Raw genomic sequence first — 24,911 nt, 5'->3', positions numbered from 1 at the left:
CCATGGAGGTCTGCAGAGGGTTACAGGATCGACAGTCTACCAGTTGGGCATTCATCGCGGGGCAAGCCCGCTCCCACGCCAGCGTGTGGCGGGGCGTGGGAGCGGGCTTGCCCCGCGAGCGGTCGCCGGATCTTGATGCAAGTCATTCGCGATACGTTTCATCTTCACGCACCTTGAACTTGCGCAAAAAGCCCCTATGTTAGTCAGGCCCCCTAAAAGCGCTGTGCCAGCATCGTGGAAATCCACCACTTTCCTCACCATCGTTTCCGGGTAGAATGCTCGTTCGCATGCGGCCTCAGGGCTGCACGGGCGACTCACGGGGCCGCCCTCCATCCCTACGTGTGGAAGATCCTGCCGATATGTTTGCGCCTTTGTTAAAAAAACTTTTTGGAAGCAAGAACGAGCGTGAAATCAAACGCATGCTCAAGACGGTGAGCACCGTCAATGCCTTCGAAGAGAAGATGGTGGCCCTCTCCGACGAGCAGCTGCGGGGCAAGACCGCAGAGTTCAAGGAGCGTCTGGCCAAAGGCGAGACTCTCGACCAGCTGCTGCCCGAAGCCTTCGCCGTGGCCCGCGAGGCCGGCAAGCGCGTGATGGGCATGCGTCACTTCGATGTCCAGCTGATCGGCGGCATGACCTTGCACGAAGGCATGATCGCAGAAATGCGCACCGGTGAAGGCAAGACCTTGGTCGGTACCCTGGCCGTGTACCTCAACGCATTGTCCGGCAAAGGCGTGCACGTGGTCACCGTCAACGACTACCTGGCCCGCCGCGACGCCAACTGGATGCGTCCGCTGTACGAGTTCCTCGGCCTCAACGTCGGCATCGTCTCGGCCTTCCAGCCGCCGGAAGAAAAGCGCGCCGCCTATGCCGCCGACATCACCTACGGCACCAACAACGAATTCGGTTTCGACTACCTGCGCGACAACATGGCGTTCAGCCAGGACGAGAAGTTCCAGCGTGAGTTGAACTTCGCCGTGATCGACGAAGTCGACTCGATCCTCATCGACGAAGCGCGCACCCCGCTGATCATCTCCGGCCAGGCCGAGGACAGCTCCAAGCTGTACATCGAGATCAACCGCCTGATCCCGCGCCTGACCCAGCACATCGAGGAAGTCGAAGGCCAGGTGACCCAGGAAGGCCACTACAGCATCGACGAGAAGAGCCGCCAGGTCGAACTGAACGAGGCCGGCCACCAGTTCATCGAGGACATGCTGACCCAGTCCGGCCTGCTGGCCGAGGGCGAGAGCCTGTACTCGGCGCACAACCTGAGCCTGCTGACCCACGTCTACGCCGGCCTGCGCGCGCACAAGCTGTTCCACCGCAACGTCGAATACATCGTCCAGGAAGGCCAGATCCTCCTGATCGATGAGCACACCGGCCGTACCATGCCGGGCCGGCGCCTGTCCGAAGGCCTGCACCAGGCCATCGAGGCCAAGGAAAACCTGAACATCCAGGCCGAGAGCCAGACCCTGGCCTCGACCACCTTCCAGAACTACTTCCGTCTCTACACCAAGCTGTCCGGCATGACCGGTACCGCCGACACCGAGGCGTTCGAGTTCGCCCAGATCTACAACCTCAACGTGATGGTCATCCCACCGAACAAGCCGTTGGCCCGCAAGGACTTCAACGACCTGGTGTACCTGACCGCCGACGAGAAGTACGCCGCGATCATCGCCGACATCAAGGAAAGCATGGCCCATGGCCGTCCGGTCCTGGTCGGTACCGCGACCATCGAAACCTCCGAGCACATGTCCAACCTGCTCAAGAAGGAAGGTATCGACCACAAGGTCCTGAACGCCAAGTACCACGAAAAAGAAGCCGAGATCATCGCGCAAGCCGGTGCTCCGGGCGCACTGACCATCGCCACCAACATGGCCGGCCGCGGTACCGACATCCTGCTGGGCGGCAACTGGGAGGCCGAGGTGGCTGCCCTGGAGAGTCCGACCGCCGAGCAGATCGCCCAGATCAAGGCCGACTGGCAGAAGCGTCACCAGCAGGTGCTGGAGGCCGGTGGCCTGCATGTGATCGCCTCCGAGCGCCACGAGTCGCGCCGTATCGACAACCAGCTGCGTGGCCGTGCTGGCCGTCAGGGCGACGCCGGTTCCAGCCGCTTCTACCTGTCGCTGGAAGACAGCCTGATGCGCATCTTCGCCTCCGACCGGGTGAAGAACTTCATGAAGGCCCTCGGCATGCAGTCCGGCGAGGCCATCGAGCACCGCATGGTGACCAACGCCATCGAGAAGGCGCAGCGCAAGGTCGAAGGCCGCAACTTCGACATCCGCAAGCAGCTGCTCGAATACGACGACGTGGCCAACGAGCAGCGCAAGGTGATCTACCACATGCGCAACAGCCTGCTGGCCGCCGAGAACATCGGCGACACCATTGCCGAGTTCCGCCAGGAAGTGCTCGATGCCACCATCAGCCAGCACATTCCGCCGCAATCGCTGCCCGAGCAGTGGGACGTGGCCGGCCTGGAAGCTTCGCTGTCCAGCGACTTCGCCATCAAGCTGCCGATCCAGCAGTGGCTCGACGAGGACGATCACCTTTACGAGGAGACCCTGCGCGAGCGGCTGATCAAGGAAATCACCGACGCCTACAACGAGAAGGAAGACCAGGCCGGCATCGACGCCCTGCGTACCTTCGAGAAGCAGATCCTGCTGCGCGTGCTGGATGACCTGTGGAAAGACCACCTGTCGACCATGGACCACCTGCGTCACGGTATCCACCTGCGCGGCTATGCGCAGAAGAACCCGAAGCAGGAGTACAAGCGCGAGTCGTTCACCCTGTTCCAGGAACTGCTGGAGTCGATCAAGCGCGACACCATCCGCGTGCTCTCGCACGTCCAGGTACGCCGCGAAGACCCGGCCGAGGAAGAGGCGCGCCTGCGCCGCGAGGCCGAGGAACTGGCCAGCCGCATGCAGTTCCAGCATGCCGCCGCGCCGGGCCTGGAAGGCGGTCAGCTGGCCGAGGAGGGCGCTGAAGTCGCCGTGGCCTCCGCGCCGGTCCGCAACGACATGAAGCTGGGCCGCAACGAGCCGTGCTGGTGTGGTTCGGGCAAGAAGTTCAAGCATTGCCACGGTCAGATCGAGTAATCGATCCTGCGTGACATCCGAGGGGCCGCGTTGCGGCCCTTTCGCGACACAAGGCCGCTCCCACAGGTACAGCGCTCGGCTAAAGAGCAGCGCAGCCTCTGTGGGAGCGGCCTTGTGTCGCGATGGGCTGCGAAGCGGCCCCCGCTCTTCCCTCAGGTAACCGGCCGACATTAAGATCGTCCGACGTCGTCACATCCCTTGTTTTCCATAGGAGCGCTCTAATGGCTGTTGGTCTTGGTCCCCTGCCCACCCTGCACCCGGTTCCCGGTTTCGAACTCGGTATCGCCTCGGCGGGCATCAAGCGCCCAGGGCGCAAGGATGTGGTGGTGATGCGCTGCGCCGAAGGCTCCAGCGTCGCCGGCGTGTTCACCCTCAACGCCTTCTGCGCGGCCCCGGTGATCCTTTCCAAGCAGCGCGTACAGGGCACCGTGCGTTACCTGCTGACCAACACCGGCAACGCCAACGCCGGCACCGGCGCGCCGGGTCTGGCCGCCGCCGAGCGCACCTGCGCCAAGCTGGCCGAACTTGCCGGCGTGCCGACGGAGTCCGTGCTGCCGTTTTCCACCGGCGTGATCGGCGAGCCGCTGCCGGTCGAGAAGATCGAAGGCGCGCTGCAGGCCGCCCTGGACAACCTGTCGGAAAACCACTGGGCCGAAGCCGCCACCGGCATCATGACCACCGACACCCTGCCCAAGGGCGCCAGCCGTCAGTTCCAGTTCGACGGCAAGACCATCACCGTCACCGGCATCAGCAAGGGCGCGGGCATGATCCGCCCGAACATGGCCACCATGCTCGGCTACATCGCCACCGACGCCAAGGTCGCCCCGGCGGTGCTCAAGGACCTGATGCTCGACGGCGCCAACAAGTCGTTCAACCGCATCACCATCGACGGCGACACCTCGACCAACGACTGCTGCATGCTCATCGCCACCGGCAAGGCCGATGTGCCCGAAGTGACCGAGGCCAGCGGCGCACTGTTCGAGGCGCTGAAGAAGGCGGTGTTCGAGGTGTGCATGGAGGTGGCCCAGGCCATCGTCCGTGACGGCGAAGGCGCCACCAAGTTCGTCACCGTGCAGGTCAACGGCGGTGGCAACCACCAGGAATGCCTGGACGTCGGCTACGCCGTGGCCCACTCGCCGCTGATCAAGACCGCGCTGTTCGCCTCCGACCCCAACTGGGGCCGTATCCTCGCCGCAGTCGGTCGTGCCGGCGTGCCGGCGTTGGACGTGAGCCTGATCGATGTGTACCTGGACAGCGTGTGCATCGCCAGCCAGGGTGGGCGCAGCCCGAGCTACACCGAGGAGCAGGGCTCCAAGGTAATGGCCCAGGAGGAGATCACCATCCGCATCGAGCTGGGTCGTGGCCAGTGCAGCGAAACCATCTGGACCACCGACCTGTCCCACGAGTACGTGAAGATCAACGCCGAGTACCGTACCTGATTCATCGCGGGGCAAGCCCGCTCCCACGACTGTCGTGGGAGCGGGCTTGCCCCGCGACTCCTGCACACTGCCCGCAACATGGAGCCGAACCATGAGCTATCACCTGATCATCGGCGACAAGCTGTATTCCTCCTGGTCGCTACGCGGCGCCCTGGCCCTCGAGCTGGCTGGCGTCCCCTACGAAGAAACCCTGGTCAAGCTCAACCAGCCTGACACCCGCCAGCGCCTGCTGGTCTTCTCGGCCACCGCCAAGGTACCGCTGCTCAAGAGCGAGCACGGTGTGATCGCCGACTCCCTGGCCATCGCCGAATACCTCAACGAACGCCACCCCGAGGCCCGTCTGTGGCCCGAGGACATCGCCGCCCGTGCCCAGGCCCGTTCGGCCTGCGCGCAGATGCACAGCGGTTTCTTTGCCCTGCGTGGTGCCATGCCGTTCGACCTGTCTCGTGACCAGGCGCTGGATGAGGTGCCGCTGGACGTGCAGGTCGATATCGACCGCATCGTCGCCCTGTGGAACGAATGCCGCCTGCAGGCCAAGGACAACGGCCCGTTCCTGTTCGGCCGTCCGACACTGGCCGACGCCTTCTTCGCCCCGGTGGCCGTGCGCTTGCGCACCTACCGTGTCGCGGTGCCGGCCGAAGCGGCCGCCTACATCGAGACCATCTACCAATGGCCAGCCTTCCAGGCCTGGCAACAAGCTGGCCTGGCGGAGCGTGAAGGTTGAAACGGATTCATGTAGTCGCAGCGGTCATTCGTGGCACCGACGGGCGGATCCTGATTGCCCGCCGCGCCGATACCCAGCACCAGGGCGGCCTGTGGGAGTTTCCCGGCGGCAAGCTGGAGGAGGGCGAGGGCGTCGAGGCGGCGCTGGCCCGCGAGCTGCGCGAGGAACTGGGTATTGAGGTCGCGGCTTCCCGGCCGTTGATCAAGGTCAGTCACGACTATCCGGACAAGCAGGTGCTGTTGGATGTGCGTGAAGTGCACGTCTTTACCGGCGAGCCCCATGGCGCCGAAGGCCAGCCCCTGGCCTGGGTGGCGCCGCGTGATCTTGGCCAGTATGAGTTCCCCGAGGCCAACAAGCCGATCGTCGCCGCGGCGCGCTTGCCCGACCAGTACCTGATCACCCCGGACGGTTTGGAGGTGCCTGAGCTGCTCAAGGGTATCCAGAAGGCCGTGGCCAGCGGCATCAAGCTGATCCAGTTGCGTGCGCCGGACATGTACGACCCCAAGTACCGCGATGTGGCGGTGGATGCGGTCGGTCTGTGCGCGGGCAAGGCCCAGCTGATGCTCAAGGGGCCGCTGGAATGGCTGGGCGACTTTCCGTCGGCCGGCTGGCACCTGACCGCCGCGCAGTTGCGCAAGTATGCCGCCAAGGGGCGGCCATTCCCGAAGGAGCGTTGGCTGGCGGCGTCCTGTCACAGCGCTGAGGAGTTGGCGCTGGCCGAGCAGATGGGGGTGGACTTTGTCACCCTGTCGCCGGTGCAGGCGACCCAGACTCACCCGGAGGCGGTGCCGCTGGGGTGGGACGAGGCGCAGCGGTTGATTGGCGGGATCAGCCATCCGGTGTTTCTGCTGGGCGGGGTCGGGCCGGGCGAGCGGGAGCGGGCCTGGGAGCTTGGGGCGCAGGGTGTTGCGGGGATCCGGGCGTTCTGGCCTGAGATCTGAGTAATTGGGGCTGCTGCGCAGCCCATCGCGACACAAGGCCGCTCCCACAGGTACTGCGCACACGTTGAAGACTGCGCCATACCTGTGGGAGCGGCCTTGTGTCGCGATGGGCCGCAAAGCGGCCCCGGCAATCTCAGGCCTCAGGTTTCGGCGCAGGCTGCCACAATACCTCTGCAATTCCTTGTCGCCGCCCAATGATCCGGGCCGCGACGAACAGCAGGTCCGACACCCGGTTGATATAGGCCAGCCCCACCCCCTCCAGCGGTTCCAGCGCATTCAGCTGCTGACAACGCCGTTCCGCCGCCCGCGCCGCGCTGCGGCAGACATGGGCCTGGGCCACCAGCATCGAGCCCCCGGGCAGGATGAAGTTCTTCAGCGGCCCCAACTCTTCGTTCCAGCGGTCGATGGCCGCCTCCAGGCGCTGCACCTCGGCAATGTTCAAGGCCTGATAGCTGGGCATCGCCAGCTCCCCACCGAGGTCGAACAAACGATGCTGACAAGGCGCCAGCACCTCGATCAGTTCGCCAAGGCCAGCCTCGGCCAGCCCGGCCAGCAGCACGCCCAACTGGCTGTTGAGGCTGTCCACCTCACCGATCGCCTCGATCCGCGGATGGTCCTTGGGCACCCGGCGCCCGTCGCCCAGGCCGGTTTCGCCTTTGTCGCCGGTGCGGGTGTAGATCTTCGACAGGCGATAGCCCATGTCATGTCTCCGTCTTGGTGGTGCTCGGCTGGGCCGGGCTCAGGGGCAGGCGCAGGGTGAAGCAGGTGCCCTGGCCGGGGGTGGACTGTACCTCCATCTGCCCCTTGTGGTTGTTGGTGATGATGAAGTACGACACCGACAGGCCCAGGCCGGTACCCTGGCCGATCTCCTTGGTGGTGAAGAACGGCTCGAAGGTACGCTTGCGCACGGTCTCGGGCATGCCGACGCCATTGTCCTCGACCTGGATTTCCGCCCACGGCGGGTTGAGCCGCGTGCGCAGGATGATGCGCCCCGGCTCGCTGGGCTGGGGGCGCTGGTGGATGGCCTGGGCGGCGTTTTTCAGCAGGTTCAACAGCACCTGTTCGAGTTCGTTGGCGGTACAGGGCACCGGGCCCAGTTGTGGGTCGAACTGGCGGACGATGGCCTGACCCTTGAAGTCGAAGCCGATGGCCAGGTCGAAATCGTTGCCGGCGATTTCCACGGCCTGGTCGATCAGCGCTGGCAGCTCGCAAGGGGCCAGCTGGCGGTTGCTGCGACGGCTGAAGCTGAGCATGTGGGTGACGATCTTGGCCGCCCGGGCACCGGCCTGCTGGATGCCGTCGAGCAGTTGCGGCACTTCGCGGCTTTCCAGGTAGCGATTGACGGCCGGCAGGTCGATGCCCAGCTCGCCGGCTTGCTCCTGGTTGCGCGGCAGGTCCGGCGACAGGCGTCGGCGGATGTTCTGCACGTTGTGCAGGATGGCGCCCAGCGGGTTATTGATCTCGTGAGCCATGCCTGCGGCCAGGCCGCCGACCGAGAGCATCTTCTCCGACTGCACCATCATCTCTTCCAGGGACAGGCGCTGGGTGATGTCGTCGATGCGGATCACCACGCCACGTCCAGCGCCGCCCATCAGCGGGTAGAAGGTCAGGGCGTAGTGGCGCAGGTCCTCGCCCTTGGGCCAGGTGACCCGCTCGATCTTGGCCACCCGGTGCTTCTCCACGCTTTCCTTGAGCTGCGGCAGGAAGGGCTTGAGCGGCTCGAAGGCGAGGAACACCGGTTGGTTCAGCGCTTCGTCCAGCGGCGTGCCGGAGAGCACCGTGGCCTCGTGGTTCCACTGGGTGACGTAGAGCTGCTCGTCGAGGGCGATCAGCGCCGAGGGCATGGAGTCGATGATGCTGTTCAAGTAGTTCTGAAAGCCCGTGAGCTTTTTCTCGATCTTGCTGCGCACCTGGACTTCCAGCTCCAGCTTGCGGTTGGTGTGGCGGGTTTCCTCGGCCAGGCCCTGGGCCTGGTCGTAGGCGTCCTGGAACTCGTCGCGGGTGCGCTTGAGCTGTTGTTCGCGGGCCTCGATGCGCGACAGCATGGTGTTGAACGCCTCGGCCAGGCCGCCGATCTCGTCGTCGTTGCCGCGTTGGGCACGCAGGGCATAGCTCTCCTCGCGGGTGACCTGGCGGGTCAGCTCTTCGAGGCGGTTGATCGGCAGGGTGATCAGGCGCTTGATCTGTCGGGCGATGACCAGCCACAGCAGGATGCTGAACACCAGGATGGCCAGGCTGGCGGAGAGCGTGCCGGTGTAGAACGCGGTCGGCAGCTCGCTGCTGGCCACCAGCAGCAGGTGCGCGGGCGGGGCGGCGCTGCGTGGCAGGCGGATCAGCTGGGTGCTGCGAAACTCCATCAGGCGCCAGCCGTCGATGTTGCGGTAGCGCTTGGGCAGGGTCAGCGGGTCACCGTGCTGCAGCTGGGCCAGCATCTGTCCATCGCCGCCGTAGATCGCGGCGGCGCGTAGCGGCGAGTAGCTGTCGAGCTCCTTGAGCAGCGCCGTGGCGTTTTCCGCCGAGTCGCCGGCGCGCGCGGACAATTGCGGGTTGGAAACCAGCCGGCCGATGGTCTGCAGGGCCTGGGGCGCCATGCTCTCCTGGGTGATCCAGTAGGCGGCGCTGATGAAGGCGAGGTTGGCCACCAGCAGGATGGTCACCAGCAGTACCAGCAGGGCCGCCAGCAGTTTCTGCCCGACCGGGAGGTTTTCCAGGCGTTGACGCAGGGTCATGGGTGAAGAGGTGTCCTGTCCTGTGAATAAGGGGCGTCAGTCGCTGCGCAAGCCGCGCGCCTCGAGGTTTGCCACCAGGCGCCGGCGCAACTTTTCCAGATGCGGCACGCTGGCGCCATGCCGTGCAGCGGCTCGGCAGGCGTGGCCGAGCAGGTAGTGGACCTCGGTGCGCCGGCCATGGCGAACGTCCTGGTACATGGAAGAGTAGTTGGCCGCGGTGGCGATGATCACCCGCTGCACTTCCTCGTGCAGGTCGTTGGCGGCCTCGGGCTGGCCGCAGCGGCGCATCAGGTCGGCCAGTTCGTCGCACAACTGGTCGACTTCGGCCAGGTGGCCGAGCAGCCCGCCGTTCTGGCAGTCGTGCAGCACGGTGAGCGGGTTGATCGCGCAATTGAGGGCCAGCTTGCGCCACAGGCGGGTAGGGATGTCGAGCGCCCACTGGGCCGGGATGCCGGCGTCGTGCAGTTCTTCGAACCAGGACGGGACGTTGGGGTTGGCCGGGTCGCCCAGCCAGTTGAAACCGTGGCCGGCGAAGCGCACTTGCCAGTCGGCCTCGCGGAACGCGCCCTCGGTGCTGGAGGCGAAGATGCAGCGGGCGTGGGGCACTTGGTCAGCGACTTCGTCCTGGCTGCCCAGACCGTTCTGCAACAGCAGTAGCTCGGCGCCGTTGGCCAGCCGCGGGGCCAGCTGGGCGACGGCGGGCGCGGCGTCGTAGGCCTTGCAGGCGACCAGCAGGCGATGGATCGGGCCAGGGGCGTCGGCAGTCTCCGCAGGGATCGCGTAGTGGCGGGCACCGTCCTGTTCGACCAGGGTCAGCCCACCGCCATGCTCATAGGCGGCCAGGCGCTCTTGGTCACGTACTATCAGGCGGACCGCCTTGCCCGCGCGGGCAAGGCGACAGGCCCAGAGGCTGCCGAGGCTGCCGGCGCCGAGAATATGCCAGGTGCTGCTCATCTGCGTTTCGCAACCCGTTATAATGAGTCCGCATTTTAACCATCAAACCCGACGCGCTCCATCTTCAGGCCGAGCGCGCTTTTTTTTGGAGAACACCCATGCCTTCGTTCGACGTGGTATCGGAACTGGACAAGCACGAAGTGCAGAACGCCGTCGACAACGCCATCAAGGACCTCGACCGCCGTTACGACCTCAAGGGCAAGGGCACCTTCGAGTTCAAGGACAAGGAGCAGACCGTTCTGCTGACCGCCGAGGAGGAGTTCCAGCTCGAGGCAATGCTGGAAATCCTGCGCCTGGCGCTGGTCAAGCGCAAGATCGACGTCAAATGCCTGGAAACCAAGGATCCCTACGCATCCGGCAAGGAAAAGAAACAGGAAGCCAAGTTCCGCGAAGGCATCGACAAGGACCTGGCCAAGAAGATCGTCGCCACCATCAAGGACGGCAAGCTCAAGGTCCAGGCCGCCATCCAGGGCGAGCAGGTGCGCGTGACCGGCAAGAAGCGTGACGACCTGCAGGAAGCCATCGCCCTGCTGCGCACCAAGGAATTCGACATGCCGCTGCAGTTCAACAACTTCCGCGACTGATCCGCGGCGGCCCGGAACCTTGATGGCGCAGTGATGTCCATCGGGGTCCGGGCCGCTTGCTTTGCGTTGCCCGCCTCATCGTGTACTTGCCGTTCGGCATCAGGAGATAAACATGGATTTGAACGCTGAAGTCGATCAGCTGGTCCGCCAATCGCAAACCTGGCTCCCCTTGATCATGGAGTACGGCAGCCGCCTGTTGCTGGCGCTGCTGACCCTGGCCATCGGCTGGTGGATCATCAACAAGGTCAGCGCCCGCCTGGGCAAGCTGGTCGGCCTGCGCGCCGATGCGGCGCTGCAGGGCTTCATCAGCACCCTGGCCAACATCGTGCTGAAGGTACTGCTGATGGTCAGCGTGGCCTCGATGATCGGCATCGAGACCACTTCGTTCGTCGCCGCCATCGGTGCCGCGGGCCTGGCCATCGGCCTGGCCTTGCAAGGGAGCCTGGCGAACTTCGCCGGCGGCGTGCTGATCCTGATGTTCCGTCCGTTCCGCATTGGTGACTGGATCGAGGCGCAAGGTGTCAGCGGCACCGTGGACAGCATCCAGATCTTCCACACCGTGCTGCGCACCGGTGACAACAAGACCGTGATCATGCCCAACGGCAGTCTGTCCAACGGCATCATCACCAACACCAACCGCCAGCCGACCCGCAAGGTGGTGTTCGACGTGGGCGTGGACTACGACGCCGACCTGCAGAAGGCGCGCAACGTGCTGTTGGAACTGGCCCAGGACCCGCGCGTGCTGCAGGATCCGGCACCGCAGGCGGTAATCTCGACCCTGGGTGACAGCTCGATCACCGTGTCGCTGCGTATCTGGACCAAGACCGCCGACTACTGGGATGTGCTGTTCATGCTCAACGAGCATGCCCGCGACCGGCTCAAGGCCGAAGGCATCGACATTCCGTTTCCGCAACGGGTGATCCGCGTGGTGCAGGAGGCGGCGGTCCAGTAACGCTGCGTCGCTTCCCATCGCGGGGCAAGACCGCTCCCACATGGCCAGTAACGGTCTTGTGGGAGCGGGCTTGCCCCGCGATGCTTTTCAAGACCCTTACACTTGTTCACAGCCGGGTACTGCCATTTCTGGCATATACCTTGATCCTGCCTACAAACCCGATGTCCGCCATGAAACCTTTGCTGTATATCACCCCCTTGCGCGCCTTGCTGTTCGGTCTGACCCTGGCGCTGTTCGAACTTCTGACCTACCTCGCCAGCGACGCGGTCATGCCCGCCATGCCGGTGGTGGTCGGCGATCTCCAGGCCAGCCCCGAGTACATTCCCCACGCCCTCAACCTCTACCTGCTGGGCGGGGTGCTGCTGCAATGGCTGATCGGCCCGCTGGCGGATCGCTACGGCCGGCGCCCCTTGCTGCTGGGTGGTTGCATCTTCTTCGGCCTGGCCTGCCTTGCGACCTTCTGGGTGCAGGATATCGGCCTGTTCAACCTGCTGCGCCTGCTGCAGGGCATCGGCCTGGGCTTCGTGGTCACCGTCAGCTACCCGGCGCTCAACGAGGCATTCAGCGAGGCCGACGCGGTGCGCATGATGGCCCTGCTGGCCAATATCGCCCTGCTGTCGCCGCTGCTCGGCCCGCTGGTGGGCACCTTGATGTTGCAATGGCTGGACTGGCGCTGGCTGTTCGTGGCGTTCGCCGTGGGTGCGGTGCTGTGCTGGCTGCTGCTCTACCGGCTGATGCCGGAAACCCTGGGTGTGGAGCGCCGCGACGGTTCGCGCCTGCCGTTCACGCCCATCCACCTGCTGCCGTTGCTGGCCGGTTACGGTCAGTTGCTGGGCAATCGGCGCTTCGTGGCCGGCAGTGCGGCGCTGGGGTTGGTGGGGCTGCCGCTGATCGGCTGGATCGGCCTGTCGCCGGTGCTGCTGATCCATGACGAGGGCCTGAGCACCCTGGAATACGCGCTGTGGCAGCTACCGGTGTTCGGTGGGCTGATCCTGGGCAACCTGATCATCAACCGCATCGCCGATCGCTATCCGCTGGCGGCACTGGTTCGCGGGGCCCTGTGGCCTTACCTGGCCGGCTTGTCGCTGATGGTCGCGGCGACCTGGTTCTGGCCGACGGTGCCCAGTGTGGTGGCCGGTATGTCGCTGTACGCGCTGGGGCTGGGCGTGGCCAACGCCGTGCTGTACCGCATGACGCTGTTCTCCAGCGAACAGAGCAAGGGCCTGGTATCGGCGATGCTGGGGATGATCACCATCGCCTTGCTGGGGCTGGGGGGCGCGGTGTTGGCGATGCTCGGCGCGGGTGCGAGCCTGATGCACTTTGCCGTGGCGGCAGGCATTGCAGGGGCGCTGGCGCTTTGGCCGTTGTGGTTTGTGGTGGGCAGGCGCTCCGGGGAAGGGGCCGTGACACAGTAGAAACATCGCGGGGCAAGCCCGCTCCCACGCAGCCAGTCATTCAGTCTGGATGCGTGGGAGCGGGCTTGCCCCGCGATAAGGCCGGCGAAGGCCTAGTTCTGTTCAGCCGCCGGACTCTCCACCGGCACCGGCTTTCCCCGACCAACCTCCTGCCGCCAGTGCAGGGCGATCAGCACCAGGGTCGGCACGCCGAGCAGCGCGGTGATCAGGAAGAAGTCGTGGTAGCCGAACTTTTCTACCATCACCCCGGAATAGCCACCTATCAAACGCGGCAGCAGCAGCATGATCGAGCTCAGCAGCGCGTACTGGGTGGCCGAGAACTTCAGGTTGGTCAGGCTCGACAGGTAGGCGACGAAGGCCGAGGTGGCCAGCCCGGAGCTGAAGTTGTCCAGCGAAATGGTCACCACCAGCATTTCCAGGTTCGGGCCCATGTCGGCCAGCATCAGGAACAGGATGTTGGTCGCCGCCGAGGCCGCGCCGCCGATGAACAGGATTGGCAGGATGCCGAAGCGCACGATCAGCAGGCCACCGGCACCGGCGCCTACCAGGGTCATGATCAGGCCGAAGATCTTGCTGACGCTGGCGATCTGGTCCTTGGTGAAGCCCATGTCGATATAGAACACGTTGGCCATCACGCCCATCACCGTGTCGGACATGCGGTAGGTGGCGATCAGCCCGAGCAGCAGCAGGGCCTGCCAGCGATAGCGCGCGATGAAGTCGTTGACCGGCGTGAGCACCGGTGCCAGGCCGCGACGGCCCAGGGACGACAGGCACGCCCAGGTCAGCAGCACGTAGAGGATCAGGCGCAGGAAGGCGCGGTCCTCGAGCAGCAGGTCAAGCATGGTCGAGTCGCCAAACACCACGCTGGCCCAATCGGTGTTGAACAGCTGGGTAAAGCTGGCCGGCACCGAGACCAGCAGGATGATCAGCACGAACACCGACGCCAGCTGGTGCATCAGCCCGTAGCGGGCCGCCGACAGCTGGGTGCGCAGGGGCACCGGTGGTTCGCGCATCACCAGGGTGGTGAAAAGCGCGGGTAGCATCAGTACGCCGAACAGCACATAGGTGCCGGTCCAGGCCTGGTGCAGGTAGCTGAAACCGGTGGAGCCGAACCACTCGGCGAAGAACAGCGCGCCGGCGGTGGCGAGCAGGGCGGCAACCCGGTATCCGGCCATGTAGCTGGCGGCCAGGGCGGCCTGGCGCTGGTCGTCGGCGATCTCCAGGCGGTAGGCGTCGACGGCGATGTCCTGGGTGGCCGAGGCGAAGGCCACCAGTACCGCCAGGGCGATCAGCCACGACAGGTGCTTCTGCGGGTCGCAGAAGCCCATGCCGACGAGTCCAAGCACCACCAGTACCTGGGACAGCAGCAGCCACGAACGACGACGGCCCATGCCGCCGAGCAGCGGCAGGCGCCATTGGTCGAGCAACGGCGACCAGACCCATTTGAAGGCATAGGCCAGGCCGATCAGGCTGGCATAGCCGATGGTCTCGCGCGCCACGCCCGCCTCGCGCAGCCAGACCGAAAGCGTCGAGAACACCAGCATGTATGGCAGGCCGGCGGCGAATCCGAGCAGCAAAAGCACCAAAGTTGACGGGCTGGCATAGGCAGCGAGCGCAGCGCGCCAGGTTTTACGGGGCATGGGCCAACATCTGCCTCAAGGTTTGCGAAAACAAAGCGCGCACTCTAACCGCTGTGCTCCATTGGACGCCAGCCATGGCGCGCCATATCCACACGATTATTGGCCACATTCACGCCTTCTGCGCGCAAACGGGCGCGTTGTTCGTCGCCCGACGGCGTGCCCAGGGCCAGGCTCAGCCGACCGCCGGCACCCAGCACCCGATGCCAGGGCAGGCGGGTGTCTGCCGGCAGTTGCCCGAGGGTGCGCCCGACCCAGCGCGCGGCGCGGCCAAGGCCGGCCAGTTCGGCCAGTTGCCCATAGCTGACCACCTTGCCGGCGGGCACCTGGCCCAGCACCGAGTACAGCGCCATTCGTCGGGCCTCGGCGTCTTCCGGCGGGGAGGGCGGTGGCATGGACATCACGGGTTGCCTGGCCTGCGGATGAAACCGGACAGGCGGTGCGGGCAAATGCGAGTGGAACTCATCGGCATGGTCTGGGTCTGTCCTTGCTCAGGTTGTCGGTATCTGGATAATGCCCGGCTTTTTCGTCGAATCGAACCCATATTGCGCTTATGCCTTCTAGAACCCTGTTGTGCCTCATCGCCGCGTCCCTGTGTACCCCCGTGCTCGCCGACACCGTGTGGATGAAGAACGGTGATCGCCTGAGCGGGAAGATCAAGGTCTTCGACGGCGGCAAGCTGCTGCTGGAGACGCCCTATGGCGGCTCGATCGCCCTGGACTGGAAACAGGTGAAGACGCTGGAGAGCGACCAGGAGTTGCTGGTCAAGCAGGACGCCTACTCCGGTGAGAAGGCCAAGTCGCTCAAGGCCGCCGAACCGGGCAAGGTGACCCTGGCCAATGGTGAGGCGCCGAAGACTGTCGAGCTGGCCAGCATCGAGCAGATCATGAAGCCCCGGCCATTGGTCGAGGACTTCCTGTGGAAGGGCAATGTCGATGTGGCGATGGACTACAAGCGCGCCGAGACCGACAGCGACGACTACGACGTCAGCTTCAAGACCACCGCCCGCCACGGCCGCTGGCGGCACAACGCCGAGGGTGAGTACAACCGCGAGACCAAGGACGACGTCACCACCACCAACAACTGGAGCGCCGAGTACGCCCTGGACCGCTTCATCACCGAGAAGTGGTTCTGGCAGGGGCGCCTGGAGTACAAGCGCGACCAGATCGAAGACCTGGCCCGCCAGCGCACCGTCGGTACCGGCCCGGGCTACCAGTTCTGGGATGACGAGCTAGGCGCGTTCTCGCTGGGTTCGCTGATCAACCGCACCGATTTCGAGTACCGCGACGGCGGCAAGGACAACTTCTATTCCGCCGCCGTGAAGTGGGACTACAACCGCTACCTGATCGGCAAGAAGGTGGAGTTCTTCACCAATGGCGAATTCGGCAAGCCGCTGGGTGGCGTGGCCGACTACTCGCTGGATGCCGAGATGGGGTTGCGCTACAAGGTGACCGAGTGGGCTTCGCTCAACCTCAAGGCGGAGAAGGACCTGATCAAGGGCACAAGCGACAGCGACCTGGACAAGACCCGCTATACCGCAGGGTTTGGTGTTACCTGGTAAGACCGTCTTCGTGTAGGAGCGGCCTTGTGCCGCGAAAGGGCCGCACGCCGGCCCCGGTAATTTCTGCCTTGTAGCTGAGATCCTGGGGCTGCTGCGCAGCCCTTTCGCGGCACAAGGCCGCTCCTACAGGGATATGCGTAGCTCCTGGTCTGCGCAGCAGCCCCAGTGGCAGAGGCGGGTGATAATGCTTATCTTGTCACCCATCCAGTCCGCCGCCAGGAGCCCAACCAGTGAGTACCAACGCCCTCCGCCCCGCACGGGAACTGCTGCTCAAGGAATACCGCGGCGTCCTCTCGACCCATTCCAAGTCCATGCCCGGCTATCCCTTTGGCTCGGTGGTGCCGTACTGCCTGGATGCCGAGGGCCATCCGCTGATCCTCATCAGCCGTATCGCCCAGCACACCCACAACCTGCAGAAAGACCCCAAGTGCTCGCTGCTGGTGGGCGAGCGCGACGCCGAGGATGTCCAGGCAGTCGGGCGCCTGACCGTGGTGGCCGAGGCGCGCAAGCTGGTCGACGATGCGGCCATCGAGGCTGCCGCGGCCCGCTACTACCGGTATTTCCCTGAATCGGCCAATTACCACAAGGCCCACGACTTCGATTTCTGGGTGCTTGAGCCGGTACGCCACCGCTACATCGGCGGTTTCGGCGCGATCCACTGGCTCGATCAGGTGACGCTGGCCAATCCATTTGCGGGCGAGGCTGAAAAAAGCATGATCGAGCACATGAACGATGACCATGCCAATGCCATTGATCACTACGTAAAACTGGCAGGGCTGCCGCGTTCGGCGCACATGGTCGGTATCGACAGCGAGGGCATGCACCTGCGTATAGGCCAGGGCATTTACTGGTTGCCCTTTCCAGCTTCCTGCAATACGCCGACACAAGTCCGCGAGGCCTTGGTTTTACTGGCACGCGCTGACAAGTGGCCGGACTCGACGCAGGTCGAGGGTTGAAAACAGGCGTCGAGGCATCCATCTGATGGTCTTACAGGAAGACTCTCTTCCGTCGAGGAACCCTTGATGCGTGCTTTTCTACTGCTGTTGTTGCTTTTCCCCGTGCTGGAGCTGTTCGTCTTCGTCAAGGTCAGCGCGGCCATTGGTTTCTTTCCGGCGCTGCTGCTGATCATCGCCGGTTCCGCCCTGGGTGTGCTGGTGATGCGTGTGGCCGGCCTGGCCACCGCCCTGCGTGCCCGGGAGAGCCTGCAGCGCGGCGAACTGCCGGCTGAGGACATGTTCCAGGGCCTGATGCTCACCGTCGGTGGTGGCCTGCTGCTGTTGCCAGGCTTCATCAGCGATGTGCTGGGCCTGCTCTGCCTGCTGCCGTTCACCCGCCGCCTGGTGGCCGGCCGGCTGCGTCGCCGCGCCGAGGAACAGGCCCTGCGCCAGCGGGCGTTCCAGGATGATCCGTTCCAGGCCCAGCCCCGTGATGGCGGCCACCGTCCGAACGTGATCGAGGGTGAGTACGAGCGCCGCGACAAGTAACCCGCGAACAAGGTCTCGGAAGGCGTGGGAGCGGGCTTGCCCAGCGATGGGCGGTCGCATCTGCCGACCCTGTCGCGGGGCAAGCCCGCTCCCACGACTACGCATTCAAAAAAAATTCCATGCAAAGCCTTGTAATTGATTTCACTGACCGCATGTAGTGGTCACCGCAAGGTTTCCGGTGAGTTCACCGGGCATGACACACGGGGTTCGCCCTACGCGAGCCCTGACCGGCAACGCCGGATCGAATCAACCCGCCGGTGTCGACACCGGCCGATGAAAACCACAATTTGGGAGAGATCGACAATGAAGCTTCGTCCTCTGCATGACCGCGTCGTCATCCGTCGCAGCGAAGAAGAATCGAAAACCGCTGGCGGTATCGTCCTGCCGGGTTCGGCCGCTGAAAAACCAAACCGCGGCGAAGTCGTTGCCGTCGGCACCGGTCGTATCCTGGACAACGGCGAAGTACGCGCGCTGGCCGTGAAAGTGGGTGACAAAGTGGTTTTCGGCCCTTACTCGGGCAGCAACACCGTGAAAGTCGACGGCGAAGACCTGCTGGTCATGGCCGAGAACGAAATCCTGGCCGTTATCGAAGCCTGATTTCCCCGACTTCCCGTTACTCCAAAGAATTCCAAGGATTAAACGATCATGGCTGCTAAAGACGTAAAATTCGGCGATTCCGCCCGTAAGAAAATGCTGGTTGGTGTCAACGTTCTGGCTGACGCGGTAAAAGCGACCCTGGGCCCGAAAGGCCGCAACGTGGTCCTGGCCAAGAGCTTCGGCGCGCCGACCATCACCAAGGACGGCGTTTCCGTCGCCAAAGAGATCGAGCTTAAGGACGCCTTCGAGAACATGGGCGCCCAGCTGGTCAAGGAAGTTGCTTCCAAGGCCAACGACGCTGCCGGTGACGGCACCACCACCGCCACCGTCCTGGCCCAGGCCATCGTCAACGAAGGCCTGAAAGCCGTTGCCGCCGGCATGAACCCGATGGACCTCAAGCGCGGTATCGACAAGGCCACTGCTGCCGTTGTTGCCGAACTGAAAAACCTGTCCAAGCCATGCGCCGACTCCAAGGCCATCGCCCAGGTCGGCACCATCTCCGCCAACTCCGACAACTCCATCGGTGAAATCATCGCCGAAGCCATGGAAAAAGTCGGTAAAGAAGGCGTGATCACCGTTGAAGAAGGCTCGGGCCTGGAAAACGAACTGTCCGTCGTAGAAGGCATGCAGTTCGACCGTGGCTACCTGTCGCCATACTTCGTCAACAAGCCGGACACCATGGTTGCCGAGCTTGAAGGCGCGCTGCTGCTGCTGGTCGACAAGAAGATCTCCAACATCCGTGAGCTGCTGCCAGTACTGGAAGCCGTTGCCAAGGCCGGCCGTCCGCTGCTGATCGTTGCCGAGGACGTCGAGGGTGAGGCTCTGGCCACCCTGGTGGTCAACAACATGCGCGGCATCGTCAAGGTTGCCGCGGTCAAGGCCCCTGGCTTCGGCGACCGCCGCAAGGCCATGCTGCAGGACATCGCCGTCCTGACCGGCGGTACCGTGATCTCCGAAGAGATCGGCCTGTCCCTGGAAACCGCCACCCTGGAGCACCTGGGTAACGCCAAGCGCGTCATCCTGTCCAAGGAAAACACCACCATCATCGACGGTGCAGGCGAAGAAGCCGATATCCAGGCCCGCGTCACCCAGATCCGCGCCCAGGTTGCCGACACCACTTCGGACTACGATCGTGAGAAGCTGCAAGAGCGTCTGGCCAAGCTGGCTGGCGGTGTTGCCGTGATCAAGGTCGGTGCCGGCACCGAAGTCGAAATGAAAGAGAAGAAAGCCCGCGTTGAAGACGCCCTGCACGCTACCCGTGCAGCCGTCGAAGAAGGCGTGGTGCCTGGCGGTGGTGTTGCCCTGGTTCGCGCCCTGGCGGCCATCGTTGACCTCAAAGGCGACAACGAAGACCAGAACGTCGGTATCGCCCTGCTGCGCCGCGCTGTAGAAGCACCGCTGCGCCAGATCACTGCCAACGCCGGCGACGAGCCAAGCGTTGTCGCTGACAAGGTCAAGCAAGGTTCGGGCAACTTCGGCTATAACGCCGCTACCGGCGAATACGGCGACATGATCGAGATGGGCATCCTGGACCCAGCCAAGGTCACCCGTTCGGCCCTGCAAGCCGCAGCTTCGATCGGTGGTCTGATGATCACCACCGAAGCCATGGTTGCCGACCTGCCGGAAGACAAGCCAGCTGCTGGCATGCCTGACATGGGCGGCATGGGTGGCATGGGCGGCATGATGTAAGCCAGCCTTACCCCCTGCACCAAGGAAAGCCCCGGTTCGCGAGAGCCGGGGCTTTTCGTTTTTCTGTGCCGGCCTCTTCGCGGGTGAACCCGCTCCCACAGATACGGCGCGATCCCTGTGGGAGCGGGTTTACCCGCGAATCAGGCGACGTTGCGCTCGATGGCTGGTGCTTCCATCAGGCCGCGTCTGTACAGCACCAGGTAATACGACCCCAGCCCGATAAACCAGCAGAACACCGCCGTCCACACGTTGTGCGACAGGAAATGCGCGCCCTGCATCATCCGTCCGACCGACAGCACCGAGCCGGCGACGAAGGCCACCGCCAGCGCCACTCGCGCCAGGCGCGGACGGCGGTCGCGCAGCATGAAGAACAGGCCGAACAGGCAGAACCCGGTCGCGGCATGTCCACCCGGCCAGCACAGTCCGGGCTTGTCGGTGGCAGGGCGTGGCTCCAGCAGCTTGCTGTAGGTCTCCTTGCCGCCGAACTGGGTCAGGCTCCACGGGCATTGCACCTGGGTCACCTTCTTCAGCGGCGTGACGAAGGCGGTCGACAGCCCCAGCGCCAACACCAGGCAACCCAGCTCGCGGCGCCAGCCCAGCAGCCGCTGCCAGAAGAAACTCAGGGCGAAGCCGACCACGGCCAGCAGCCCGAAGACGATCACGCCCTGCTTGACCCGGTCATGCAGGATGGTCTCCAGCAGGTAGCTGTGGCGGCCGATGAACTGACTGGCAACCGGGTCGTAGAACAGGTTGGCCACATCCATGTCCAGCGATGTCCATTCGAGCAGGATCAAGGCCACGGCGGTGACGAAAGGGATGCCCAGGTAAAGCCACGGGTTGATCGGGCGAGGGCGCACGGATGCCTGCATGGTGACTCCAGAGGATGGAAAAGACCGTGCATTGTCAGGTGCCCGCTATCCTGAGTGCGTGAATGATCGGTGAAAAAACTGTCAAGTTCGGTGATTTCGAGCCAGGGCATGGCACCATGCAGGCATTGGCCGTAAGCTGCGCCTGCCGCGCCCGGCGAAGCGCCGCACAGGAGACCTCGATGCGCATTCTTTTGGTTGAAGACAACCGCGATATTCTGGCCAACCTGGCCGACTACCTCGGCATGAAGGGCTACACCGTCGACTGTGCCCAGGATGGCCTGTCCGGCCTGCACCTGGCAGCGACCGAACACTACGACCTGATCGTGCTCGACATCATGTTGCCGGGCATCGATGGCTACACGCTGTGCAAGCGTCTGCGCGAGGATGCCCGGCGCGACACGCCGGTGATCATGCTCACCGCCCGCGACCAGCTGGACGACCGCCTGCAAGGCTTCCGCTCGGGCGCGGACGACTACCTGCTCAAGCCGTTCGCGCTGTCCGAGCTGGCGGCGCGCATCGAGGCGGTACTGCGTCGTGCCCAGGGCGGTGGCCGGCGTACCCTGCAGGTCGCCGACCTGAGCTACGACCTCGATACCCTGGAGGTGACCCGCCAGGGGCGCTTGCTCAAGCTCAACCCGGTCGGCCTGAAGCTGCTGGCCGTGCTGATGCAGAAGAGCCCCCATGTATTGCGCCGTGAGGTGCTGGAGGAAGCGCTGTGGGGCGACGACTGTCCCGACAGCGACAGCCTGCGCAGTCACGTCCACCAGTTGCGCCAAGTGATCGACAAACCGTTCGACAAGCCGCTGCTGCATACCGTTCATGGCGTCGGCTATCGCCTCGCCGAGGGCCGCGATGGAGTTTAAGCAGAGCCTTGCCCAACGCATCATCATCGCTTTCGCGCTGATGAGCGCGCTGGTGGCCGGGGCCTTCGCCTTCGGCATCGTAGCCACGGTGCACCTGGTCGAGGAGCGCTTGATCTCGTCGGTGCTCGGCGGTGATCTGCAGCGCCTGCTGCGCATGGACAGCGTCAGCGACTGGAGCCACCGGCCACGCCCCGACCAGCTGTTCTATTTCAGTGGCGGGCGCGATGATTTCGAGCTGCCCAAGGACCTGCGTCACCTGGATGCGGGCTTCCACGAGGTGTTTCGCGACCAGCTCTCGTACCATGCCATGGTCGAGATCGTCGACGGGCGGCGCTATGTGCTGCTGCAGGACCAGAGCGATTTCGAGGAGCGCGAGCGGGTGCTGTTCGCCGTGGTGGTGGTCGGTTTCGTGCTCAGCCTGGCCCTGGCGGTGATCCTCGGCTGGTTGCTGGCGCGACGGGTGATGGCGCCGGTGATCCGCCTGGCGCGCCAGGTGCGCCACCGTGACCAGCTGCTGGGCCTGGCGCCGCCGTTGGCGCCGGACTACGCGGCGGACGAGGTCGGCCAGCTGGCCGTTGCCTTCGACGATACCCTGGGGCGCCTGCGTGATGCCTTGACCCGCGAGCGGTTGTTCACCAGTGACGTCAGCCATGAGCTGCGCACGCCGTTGATGGTCCTGGCAACCTCGTGCGAGCTATTGATGGAGAACCCCGGCCTTGATGGGCGGGCGCGCAGCCAGGTCGAACGCATCGCCCGGGCGACCGAGGAAATGCGCGAACTGGTGAAGACTTTCCTGATGCTGGCCCGTGCCCAGCGCGATGAAGGCGCCATCGCATCCCGGGCAAGCTTGCGCGAGGTGGGCGACGACCTGATCGGCGTTTGGCGCGACACCATCGAGCAGAAGGGGCTGGCGCTTTACTACGACGGCCGGATCAGTGCCAGCCCGGTGCTTTACAACGCCACCTTCCTGCAGTCGGTGATGGGTAACCTGCTGCGCAATGCGGCGCACTACACCGATAGCGGCTACATCCGCCTGAGCCTCGAGGCCAACGGTTTCAGTGTCGAGGACAGTGGCGTGGGGATTCCGGAGGAGCAGCGCGAGGCAATGTTCAGGCCGTTCGTGCGTGGCGACGAGCGCCGTGGCGAGGGGCTGGGGCTGGGGCTCTCGCTGGTGCAACGCATCTGCGACGACCAGGGCTGGCGCGTCACCCTGACCGCGACGCTGCCTCATGGCTGCCGCTTCCAGGTCGACCTGAGCCAAGGCACGAAAGTGGTGCAGGGTGGTGAAGACCGGGATGGGGAATTGGATCCTGATTAACGTCCTGTAACACCTGCGTCAAGTACTGACAGATTTTTCACATCGACATGACCTGATTCCAACGCTTGCCTGCCTAAGGTGAGCGCACTGGAGCCAGGAGATGTCCAATGCGTAGCCCTATCAAACTCGAATTCTCGGACAAGTACGACCGCAATCACGCCCAGGATTACTTCCTCAAGCACCAGGACGGTCTGGCTCGGCGCCTTTCCCACCAGCGTGACGAGCAACTGGCCCGTCGCGCCCTGGCGCTGGCCGGTGAGCCTGGGCTGGTGCTAGACCTGCCTTGCGGTGCCGGACGGTTCTGGCCGTTGCTGGCCGAGAAGGCCAACCGCGTGATCATCGGTGCCGACAACTCGGCGGCGATGATCGAGACAGCCTGTGCGTCACAACCGCCAGAAGTGGTTGCGCGGGTACGTCCCTTGCAGACTTCCGCGTTCGCCATCGACCTTCCAGACAACGCGGTCGACAACATCTTTTGCATGCGCCTGTTCCACCATATTGGCGACCCGGCCCATCGAAAGACAATTCTTTCTGAATTTCAAAGGGTTAGCCGAGATAGCGTGATCCTTTCACTGTGGGTGGATGGCAATTTCAAGGCCTGGCGACGCCGCAAGCTTGAAGCCAGGCGCAGTGCCCGGGCGACGCAGGACAGCTATCAGAACCGCTTCGTGTTACCGGCGGCTACAGTTGAAGAAGAATTTGTGTCAGCGGGATTCAGAATTCAGGAACGACTCGACTTTCTGCCGTTCTATGCCATGTGGCGAGTTTACGTATTGCGCAAGGGGTAACGAGTGATGGCGGTAGCCCAGAATCAGTCCAGGCAGTTCGATTACTACTGGCAGCAGCAGGGAGAGTGGGTCGAGGAACCCAACCAGCGGCGTGGCGGCGAGAGTGGCGTGCAGCGCCTGAGCGACGGCGATGGGCATCTGCTGTATGCCAAACGCCAGGTTGGGCACATCTACCGCAGCCTGCTGCATCCGTTCGGGCGCCCCACGGTGCTGCGCGAACTCGATGCGCTGAACAGTTTCGAGCAACTGGGCGTGCGGGTACCGCGGATCGTCTATGCCGGGGCCGAGCGGGACGCGGATCATCAGTGGCGGGCGTTGCTGGTCAGCGAGGCGCTCGATGGCTTCGTCGACCTCGATGCCTGGCATGCCTCCGGGGCCCGTGAGCATTACCCGCAGGCAGTGCACGAGCGCATGCTCAAGGACCTGGCCGACAACCTGGCGCGCATGCACCTGGGGCATTGGCAGCATGGCTGCCTGTACGGCAAGCATGTGTTCGTCAAGGTGCTGGGTGAGGGCGAGCAGGCGCGGGTGGAAGTGGCGTTGCTGGACCTCGAGAAGTGCCGGCGGCGGATCAGTTGCCAGCGGGCGGCCTCTAACGACCTGCGGCAGCTGCGCCGCCACTCGTCGTTCAACGAGGCGGAATGGCAGACCTTGCTCTATTTTTACCAAATGGCGTTTGGCAGCGCGGTCAAAGGTTTAGAGCAATGAAACTAGAAATCGCTCGAGCTTTATTCCTGGTCGCGGCGTTGGCGGTGACTACGGTAGCGGCGGCGGCCTGGGAGCAGCCGCGGCCTACGGTCTTCAGCAAGGCTGAGGTCGGTGGGGTGTGTCCGTTGCCACGGGTGGCCAAGGTAGAGCAGGGGCGGGCTGAGCCGGATCATGATCTTCTGTTGTTCTTGTTTGGGATGAGGCAGGGGTTGCGGCCGTTTGGTTGACGTGGGTTTTGTGTTTTGCGCCAGGGGTTTGTTTATGGATCTCTGGCGTTTGTTTATTTGGGGTTTATAGTTGGTTGGTTGGTTGGTTGGTTGGTTGGTTGGTATTGGTTTTTGAAGTTTTATGCGCATTCATTTGTGATGTCGACGCTTATTCACCTTTCCGCCCTTACGGCGGGTTACTTTGGTCTTGGCCAAAGTAACCAAAGCCGCTGCGCTCCATTCATCCGGCCCTACGCTTCGCTCCGGGTTCCCTCACTCCGGCCTTGCTCCCGGGAGGACCGCGCTGCAGGGCCCATCCTGGGCCCCAGCGCTTGACGGGCATCCATGCCCGTCACCT

23 protein-coding genes are annotated in these 24,911 nt (G+C 64.2%); 17 read left to right on the top strand and 6 right to left on the bottom strand.

Annotation, left to right across the window (positions count from 1 at the left end):
- Positions 1-359 precede the first annotated feature (359 nt).
- From secA to DMX06_RS25025, 4 genes are all read left to right on the top strand, one after another.
- Positions 360-3,095: a preprotein translocase subunit SecA gene (gene secA / locus DMX06_RS25040; protein WP_110739839.1), complete on the top strand. Its 2,736-nt coding sequence runs from the start codon at positions 360-362 to the stop codon at positions 3,093-3,095.
- Positions 3,096-3,316: 221 nt separating this feature from the next.
- Entirely contained in the window at positions 3,317-4,534 is a 1,218-nt protein-coding gene (argJ, locus tag DMX06_RS25035) for a bifunctional glutamate N-acetyltransferase/amino-acid acetyltransferase ArgJ (protein WP_110739838.1), read from the top strand.
- 91 nt (positions 4,535-4,625) lie between these two features.
- On the top strand, positions 4,626-5,258 hold the full coding sequence (locus DMX06_RS25030) for a glutathione S-transferase family protein (protein WP_110739837.1): 633 nt from the start codon (positions 4,626-4,628) through the stop codon (positions 5,256-5,258).
- The gene (locus tag DMX06_RS25025; protein ID WP_110739836.1) at positions 5,255-6,199 is read left to right on the top strand and encodes a Nudix family hydrolase; all 945 of its coding nucleotides are present in this window, start codon (positions 5,255-5,257) and stop codon (positions 6,197-6,199) included. Before DMX06_RS25030 ends, DMX06_RS25025 begins: the two co-directional genes overlap by 4 nt.
- Before the next feature lie 133 nt (positions 6,200-6,332).
- On the opposite strand, the gene DMX06_RS25020 is transcribed toward DMX06_RS25025, so the two are convergent.
- Genes DMX06_RS25020 through DMX06_RS25010 form a run of 3 tightly spaced genes read right to left on the bottom strand, consistent with a single transcriptional unit; the run spans position 6,333 to position 9,882 of the window.
- Positions 6,333-6,899: a cob(I)yrinic acid a,c-diamide adenosyltransferase gene (locus DMX06_RS25020; RefSeq protein WP_110739835.1), complete on the bottom strand. Its 567-nt coding sequence runs from the start codon at positions 6,897-6,899 to the stop codon at positions 6,333-6,335.
- Between the two features lies 1 nt (position 6,900).
- Positions 6,901-8,928 carry a sensor histidine kinase gene (locus tag DMX06_RS25015; RefSeq protein WP_110739834.1) on the bottom strand — a complete coding sequence of 676 codons (2,028 nt, stop codon included), beginning with the start codon at positions 8,926-8,928 and terminating at the stop codon, positions 6,901-6,903.
- 36 nt (positions 8,929-8,964) lie between these two features.
- Entirely contained in the window at positions 8,965-9,882 is a 918-nt protein-coding gene (locus tag DMX06_RS25010; RefSeq protein WP_110739833.1) for a putative 2-dehydropantoate 2-reductase, read from the bottom strand.
- 98 nt (positions 9,883-9,980) lie between these two features.
- Here DMX06_RS25010 and DMX06_RS25005 point away from each other — a divergent pair, with 98 nt between their 5' ends.
- The 3 genes from DMX06_RS25005 (at position 9,981) to DMX06_RS24995 (ending at position 12,833) form a co-directional block, all read left to right on the top strand.
- Positions 9,981-10,466, top strand: coding sequence for a YajQ family cyclic di-GMP-binding protein (locus DMX06_RS25005; RefSeq protein ID WP_011535522.1), 486 nt, complete (start codon positions 9,981-9,983; stop codon positions 10,464-10,466).
- A gap of 112 nt (positions 10,467-10,578) precedes the next feature.
- Positions 10,579-11,418 (top strand): mechanosensitive ion channel family protein, encoded by an 840-nt coding sequence (locus DMX06_RS25000; RefSeq protein WP_110739832.1) that lies wholly within the window; start codon positions 10,579-10,581, stop codon positions 11,416-11,418.
- A 170-nt stretch (positions 11,419-11,588) separates the two neighbouring features.
- The gene (locus DMX06_RS24995; protein ID WP_110739831.1) at positions 11,589-12,833 is read left to right on the top strand and encodes an MFS transporter; all 1,245 of its coding nucleotides are present in this window, start codon (positions 11,589-11,591) and stop codon (positions 12,831-12,833) included.
- A 92-nt stretch (positions 12,834-12,925) separates the two neighbouring features.
- Here the strand turns inward: DMX06_RS24995 and DMX06_RS24990 are convergent, their stop codons facing one another.
- Both DMX06_RS24990 and DMX06_RS24985 read right to left on the bottom strand, forming a co-directional pair.
- A complete protein-coding gene (locus DMX06_RS24990; RefSeq protein ID WP_050703863.1) occupies positions 12,926-14,473 on the bottom strand; it encodes an AmpG family muropeptide MFS transporter in 1,548 nt (515 codons plus the stop codon).
- A 44-nt stretch (positions 14,474-14,517) separates the two neighbouring features.
- Positions 14,518-14,865 carry an MGMT family protein gene (locus DMX06_RS24985; RefSeq protein ID WP_258378917.1) on the bottom strand — a complete coding sequence of 116 codons (348 nt, stop codon included), beginning with the start codon at positions 14,863-14,865 and terminating at the stop codon, positions 14,518-14,520.
- A gap of 158 nt (positions 14,866-15,023) precedes the next feature.
- On the opposite strand from DMX06_RS24985, the gene DMX06_RS24980 reads away from it, so the two are divergent.
- The 5 genes from DMX06_RS24980 (at position 15,024) to groL (ending at position 19,801) form a co-directional block, all read left to right on the top strand.
- Complete coding sequence (locus DMX06_RS24980; protein ID WP_110739829.1) at positions 15,024-16,031, top strand: DUF481 domain-containing protein; 1,008 nt, start codon at positions 15,024-15,026, stop codon at positions 16,029-16,031.
- Between the two features lie 230 nt (positions 16,032-16,261).
- Positions 16,262-16,987: a HugZ family pyridoxamine 5'-phosphate oxidase gene (locus DMX06_RS24975; RefSeq protein WP_110739828.1), complete on the top strand. Its 726-nt coding sequence runs from the start codon at positions 16,262-16,264 to the stop codon at positions 16,985-16,987.
- Between the two features lie 66 nt (positions 16,988-17,053).
- Positions 17,054-17,515, top strand: a complete 462-nt coding sequence (locus DMX06_RS24970) for an FxsA family protein (protein WP_028689691.1) — start codon at positions 17,054-17,056, stop codon at positions 17,513-17,515.
- Between the two features lie 303 nt (positions 17,516-17,818).
- Positions 17,819-18,112: a co-chaperone GroES gene (locus tag DMX06_RS24965; RefSeq protein ID WP_028689692.1), complete on the top strand. Its 294-nt coding sequence runs from the start codon at positions 17,819-17,821 to the stop codon at positions 18,110-18,112.
- Between the two features lie 48 nt (positions 18,113-18,160).
- Complete coding sequence (groL, locus tag DMX06_RS24960; protein ID WP_110739827.1) at positions 18,161-19,801, top strand: chaperonin GroEL; 1,641 nt, start codon at positions 18,161-18,163, stop codon at positions 19,799-19,801.
- A gap of 140 nt (positions 19,802-19,941) precedes the next feature.
- Here the strand turns inward: groL and DMX06_RS24955 are convergent, their stop codons facing one another.
- On the bottom strand, positions 19,942-20,670 hold the full coding sequence (locus DMX06_RS24955; RefSeq protein WP_110739826.1) for a phosphatase PAP2 family protein: 729 nt from the start codon (positions 20,668-20,670) through the stop codon (positions 19,942-19,944).
- Positions 20,671-20,849: 179 nt separating this feature from the next.
- On the opposite strand from DMX06_RS24955, the gene colR reads away from it, so the two are divergent.
- From colR to DMX06_RS26655, 5 genes are all read left to right on the top strand, one after another.
- Positions 20,850-21,533 carry a two-component system response regulator ColR gene (colR, locus tag DMX06_RS24950; RefSeq protein ID WP_028689695.1) on the top strand — a complete coding sequence of 228 codons (684 nt, stop codon included), beginning with the start codon at positions 20,850-20,852 and terminating at the stop codon, positions 21,531-21,533.
- A complete protein-coding gene (locus tag DMX06_RS24945; RefSeq protein WP_110739825.1) occupies positions 21,523-22,851 on the top strand; it encodes a sensor histidine kinase in 1,329 nt (442 codons plus the stop codon). The genes colR and DMX06_RS24945 overlap by 11 nt, the downstream gene beginning before the upstream one ends.
- Positions 22,852-22,958: 107 nt before the next feature.
- Positions 22,959-23,639: a class I SAM-dependent methyltransferase gene (locus DMX06_RS24940; RefSeq protein ID WP_110739824.1), complete on the top strand. Its 681-nt coding sequence runs from the start codon at positions 22,959-22,961 to the stop codon at positions 23,637-23,639.
- A gap of 6 nt (positions 23,640-23,645) precedes the next feature.
- Positions 23,646-24,347, top strand: a complete 702-nt coding sequence (locus tag DMX06_RS24935; protein ID WP_110739823.1) for a lipopolysaccharide kinase InaA family protein — start codon at positions 23,646-23,648, stop codon at positions 24,345-24,347.
- Positions 24,344-24,574 carry a hypothetical protein gene (locus tag DMX06_RS26655; RefSeq protein WP_110739822.1) on the top strand — a complete coding sequence of 77 codons (231 nt, stop codon included), beginning with the start codon at positions 24,344-24,346 and terminating at the stop codon, positions 24,572-24,574. Before DMX06_RS24935 ends, DMX06_RS26655 begins: the two co-directional genes overlap by 4 nt.
- Positions 24,575-24,911 lie beyond the last annotated feature (337 nt).

Source organism: Pseudomonas mosselii (assembly GCF_003205295.1).
Taxonomy (GTDB): domain Bacteria; phylum Pseudomonadota; class Gammaproteobacteria; order Pseudomonadales; family Pseudomonadaceae; genus Aquipseudomonas; species Aquipseudomonas mosselii_B.
The sequence above is the reverse complement of the archived record's forward strand: the minus strand, read 5'-3'. Positions and strand labels throughout refer to the sequence as shown.